This window comes from Goodfellowiella coeruleoviolacea (assembly GCF_024171785.1).
GTDB lineage: Bacteria > Actinomycetota > Actinomycetes > Mycobacteriales > Pseudonocardiaceae > Goodfellowiella > Goodfellowiella coeruleoviolacea.
In genome coordinates this window covers 1-4,970 of the sequence record NZ_JAMTCK010000001.1, presented here as the reverse complement: position 1 = coordinate 4,970, position 4,970 = coordinate 1, and the positions used below count along the sequence as shown (strand labels likewise).

Genomic DNA, 4,970 nt, shown 5'->3' with positions numbered 1-4,970 from the left:
GGTGTTCGTGTTCGCTGGTCAGGGTGGGCAGTGGGTGGGGATGGGGCGGGAGTTGTTGGGGCGGTCGCGGGTGTTCGGTGCGGTGGTGGGGGAGTGTGATGCGGCGTTGTCGTCGTTTGTGGATTTCTCGGTGGTGGAGGTGTTGCGGGGGGATGGGGTGTTGTTGGAGCGGACTGAGGTGGTGCAGCCGGTGTTGTGGGCGGTGGCGGTGGGGTTGGCGGCGGTGTGGCGGGAGTGTGGGGTGGAGCCGGTGGCGGTGGTGGGGCATTCGCAGGGGGAGATCGCGGCGGCGTGTGTGGCGGGTGGGTTGTCGTTGGGTGATGGGGCGCGGGTGGTGGCGTTGCGGAGTCGGTTGTTGGGGGTGTTGTCGGGTCGGGGGTTGATGGCGTCGGTGGCGTTGCCGGTGGAGCGGGTGCGTGCTCGTGGGGTGTCGGGGTGGGAGGTGGCGGCGGTGAATGGTCCGAATGCGACGGTGGTGTCGGGTGAGGTGGGGGCGGTGCGGGAGTTCGTGGCGGGGTGTGTGGCGGAGGGTGTTGAGGCGCGGGTGTTGCCGGTGGATTACGCGTCGCATTCGGTTCAGGTGGAGGGGGTGCGGGCGGAGTTGGTGGGGGTGTTGTCGGGGTTGCGGCCGGTGTCGGGTCGGGTGCGGTTCTATTCGACGGTGACCGGTGGTCTGCTGGACACGGCTGGGTTGGACGCGGAGTACTGGTACCGCAATCTCCGCCAGACCGTCCGCTTCGACGAGGCACTCGCCGCCCTGCCCGCCGATCACCGCGTGTTCGTCGAAGTGGGCGCGCATCCCGTTCTGGCGTCGGGCATCGAAGCCGTTGCCGACCAGCGGCAGCCCGACAGCGACGCCGTTGTCGTCGGCTCGCTGCGGCGCGACCGCGACGACACGCGGGAACTGCTGAACTCGGCCGCACGACTGTGGACCGCGGGCGTGCCGGTGTGCTGGCCGCGAGCACTGGCGGCGCTCGGCGCTGCCAGGGAACCCGCCCGCCGGATCGGCCTGCCCACCTATCCGTTCCAGCGAACGCGCTACTGGATGAACTCCTCCGCCCCGACCTCCGGGCCGGGCTGGGGTGAGTCGGCGGGGTTGGCGTTGGGGCGGGTGGCGCATCCGGTGGTGGGTGCGGTGGTGCCGGTGGCGGGGACCGGTGAGGTGGTGTTGTCGGGTCGGGTGTCGTTGGCGGAGCAGCCGTGGTTGGCCGATCACGCGGTGCACGGGACGGTGTTGGTTCCGGGTGCGGCGTTCGTGGAGTTGGCGTTGCACGCCGCGGAGCGGGCCGGTGGGGTGGGGGTCGATGATCTCGTGGTGCACACCCCGCTGTGCCTGACCGACGACGAACCCGTCCAGCTCCAGGTGGTGCTGGGCCCAGCCGACGACACCGGGACGCGCACGGCGGAGATCCACTCGTGCGCCGACGATGGGGAGTGGGTGCGCCACGCGTCCGCCCTCGTCGTCGCCGAGGACACCGCCCCGACCGCGGCCCTGCCCGACCCCTGGCCGCCGCGCGAGGCCGAACCGATCGCCGTGGACGGGCTGTACGACCTGCTCACCGAGCGCGGCTACGAGTACGGTCCGGCGTTCCAGGGTGTGGTGGCGGCGTGGCGGTGCGGCTCGGAGGTGTTCGCCGAGGTGGCCGTGCCAGAACAGGACAGGGACGGCGGGTTCCTGGTGCACCCGGCCGCGCTGGACGCCACCCTGCACGCGCTGATCGCCGTGGCCGGCACCGGCGCGGACCAGGTGCGGTTGCCGTTCTCGTGGACCGGGGTCCGCTGGCACGGGCCCAGCACCACCGGGGTGTTGCGCGTTCGCCTCCTGTCCACCGGGGAGGACGCACTGGCCTGCGAGGTGGCCGACGACAGCGGCCGCCCGGTCGTGTCCGTGCGGTCCCTGCACCTGCGGCCGGTCGAGCACGGCCAGTTGGCCACGCGCGCCACGGCCACCCCGCTGCACCGGGTGCGGTGGACTCCCCTGCCCCTGTCCGCCACCCCCGCCGGCACCGGGTGGGCCGCGGTCCTGGTGGACGGTGCCGACCCGGGCCCGGCACCGCGGCACGACACCGACCACGCCGACGTCGAAGCGCTGATCACCGCGCTCGACCAGGGCACGCCACCACCGGAGGTGCTCGTCGTGCGCTGCGCTGGTGCTGGCGGTGCCGCCGCGAACCTGCCCGATCTGGTGCGCACGGCCCTGCGGCGCGTGCTGCGCACGGTGGCCGCGGTGCTCACCGAGCCGCGGCTGGCCGGGACCACCCTGGTGGTGCTGACCCACCGCGCGGTCGCCACCACCGACGACGAGGACGTGGACCTCGTTGCCGCACCGCTGTGGGGGCTGCTGCGCTCCGCGCAGAACGAGCACCCCGACCGGATCGTCCTGCTGGACACCGACGACCCCGGCCACCCGGCCATTCCCGCGGCCGTCGCCACGCGCGAGGCCCAGCTGGCCCTGCGCGGCGACACGGCCTTCGTGCCCAGGATGACGCGGATCGACCAGCACACCCCGCCCGCCGAGTTGAACCCCGACGGAACCGTGCTCATCACCGGAGCCACCGGCACCCTCGGCGCCGCGACCGCCCGCCACCTGGTCACCGTCCACGGTGTCCGCAACCTGCTCCTGCTCAGCAGGAGCGGAGCGCAGGCCCCGGGAGCGGCCGACCTCGAAGCGGAGCTGACCGCACTCGGGGCCCGGGTGGTGCTGACCGCCTGCGACACCGCCGACCGGGCCGCGCTCGCCACCGCCCTGGCGGCGATTCCCGCCGAACACCCGCTGACGGCGGTGTTCCACGCGGCCGGCGCGCTCGCCGACGCCGTGTTCACCTCCCTCACCGAGGACCAGCTGGACACCGTGCTGCGGCCCAAGCTCGACGCCGCCGTGCACCTGCACGACCTCACCGCCGGCCACGACCTCGCGGCGTTCGTCCTGTTCTCCTCGGCCGCGGGCACGATCGGCAACCCGGGGCAGGCCGGCTACGCCGCGGCCAACGCCTTCCTCGACGCACTGGCACAACACCGGCGGGCCCTCGGCCTGCCCGCGCTGTCCCTGGCCTGGGGGCTGTGGGCGGAGCGCAGCGGCCTGACCCGGACGCTCGGCGCGACCGACAGGTTCCGGCTGGAACGCACCGGGATCACCGCCCTGACCACGGAACGCGGACTGCGGCTGCTGGACCGCGCGCTCGCCCAACCCGCGGCGGCGGTGGTGCCCGCCCTGTTCGACGTGGCCGCGTTGCGCGCACAGCAGGCGTCCGGCGCCCTGCCGGCCGTGCTGCGCGGGCTGGTGCCCGACTCGCCGCGCCGCCCGGTGCGGGACCGGGTGGAGGCGGCGGCACTGGTGGAGCGGCTGCGTTCGGTGAGCCGCACCGAGCAGGACGACATCCTCACCGATCTGGTGACCGAACAGGCGGCGGCCGTGCTCGGCCACGACAGCCCCGCCGCCGTGTCCGCGCACCAGACGTTCAAGGACCTCGGGTTCGACTCGCTGGCCGGGGTCGAGCTGCGCAACCGGCTCGCGGCGCTGACCGGCCTGCGCATCACGGTGACCGCCGTCTTCGAGCACCCCACGCCCGGCGCGCTCGCCAGGCACCTGCGGGAGCGACTGCTCCCCGAACAGGAGGTGTCCGGCGCCGCGCTCGCCGTGGCCGAAGTGGACCGGCTCGAAAAAGTCCTCCTTGGACTGTCCACTGAGGAGGACATCACCGCGGTGGACACCCGGGTGCAGGCGTTGGTGCAGCGCTGGAACCGGCAGCGCACCGGTGCGGCACCCACCGCCGACAGCCAACCTGACCTGCGCACGGCAACCGATGACGAGCTGTTCGCCGTGCTGGACAGCGAGTTCGGTTGGGCCAGCGACGAACACGACGTGCCCAGTGGGGGAGTGGAGTCCCGGTGAGCAGTCCGGTGAGCAACGAGGAGCGGCTTCGCGAGTACCTGCGGCGGGCGACGGCGGATCTGCGTGGTGTGCGGGATCGGTTGGCACGGGTGGAGGAGCGGGCCAGGGAGCCGATCGCGGTGGTGGGGGTGGGCTGTCGGTTTCCCGGTGGGGTGGGGAGTGCGGCGGAGCTGTGGCGGTTGGTGCTGGGTGGTGGTGATGCGGTGACGGGGTTGCCGGTGGATCGTGGTTGGGATGTGGCGGGGTTGTTCGATCCGGATCGGGCCGGGGGGTCCTACCCGCGGAGTGGTGGGTTCCTGACCGGTGCTGGTGGGTTCGATGCGGGGTTTTTCGGGATTTCGCCTCGGGAGGCGGAGGCGATGGATCCGCAGCAGCGGTTGTTGTTGGAGACGTCGTGGGAGGCGTTGGAGGACGCGGGGATCGACGCGTTGTCGTTGCGGGGCAGCGCGACCGGCGTGTTCGTCGGCGCCATGTACAACGGGTACGGCTACACGATGCTCGGCGCGGCCGAGCACTCCGAGGGCCACCAGCTGACCGGTTCGTCCACGAGCGTCGCCTCCGGTCGCGTCGCCTACGCGCTGGGGCTGGAGGGCCCGGCGGTGACGATCGACACGGCGTGTTCGTCGTCGTTGGTGGCGCTGCACCTGGCGGTGCAGTCGCTGCGGCGCGGCGAGTGCGACCTCGCGCTGGCCGGCGGTGCCACGGTGTTGGCCGTCCCGGAACTGCTGCTGGGCTTCAGCCGCCAGGGCGCGCTGTCCTCGGATGGTCGGTGTCGGTCGTTCGGGGCGGGTGCGGACGGGTTTGGTCCGGCGGAGGGGGTGGGTGTGGTGGTGTTGCGGCGGTTGTCGGACGCGGTGCGTTTGGGTGATGAGGTGTTGGGGGTGGTGCGGGGTTCGGCGGTGAACCAGGACGGTGCGTCGAACGGGTTGACCGCGCCGAGTGGTCGGGCGCAGGAGCGGGTGATCGCGGCGGCGTTGGCGGATGCGGGGTTGGCGCCGTCGGATGTGGATGTGGTGGAGGCGCACGGTACGGGCACGCCGTTGGGTGATCCGATCGAGGCGCAGGCGTTGATCGCGGC

At 72.8% G+C, this 4,970-nt stretch carries 2 protein-coding genes; both read left to right on the top strand.

Annotation, left to right across the window (positions count from 1 at the left end; genetic code table 11):
- Positions 1 to 40: 40 nt before the first annotated feature.
- Positions 41 to 3,892, top strand: coding sequence for a type I polyketide synthase (locus LX83_RS00010; protein WP_253766918.1), 3,852 nt, complete (start codon positions 41 to 43; stop codon positions 3,890 to 3,892).
- A gap of 8 nt (positions 3,893 to 3,900) precedes the next feature.
- A partial coding sequence (locus LX83_RS00005; RefSeq protein WP_253766916.1) for a beta-ketoacyl synthase N-terminal-like domain-containing protein occupies positions 3,901 to 4,970 on the top strand: 1,070 nt, incomplete at its 3' end.

Bases quoted from the DNA above. Each gene is read 5' to 3' on its own strand.
- LX83_RS00010 (WP_253766918.1), top strand. From the start codon at position 41: ATGGGGCGGGAGTTGTTGGGGCGGTCGCGGGTGTTCGGTGCGGTGGTG.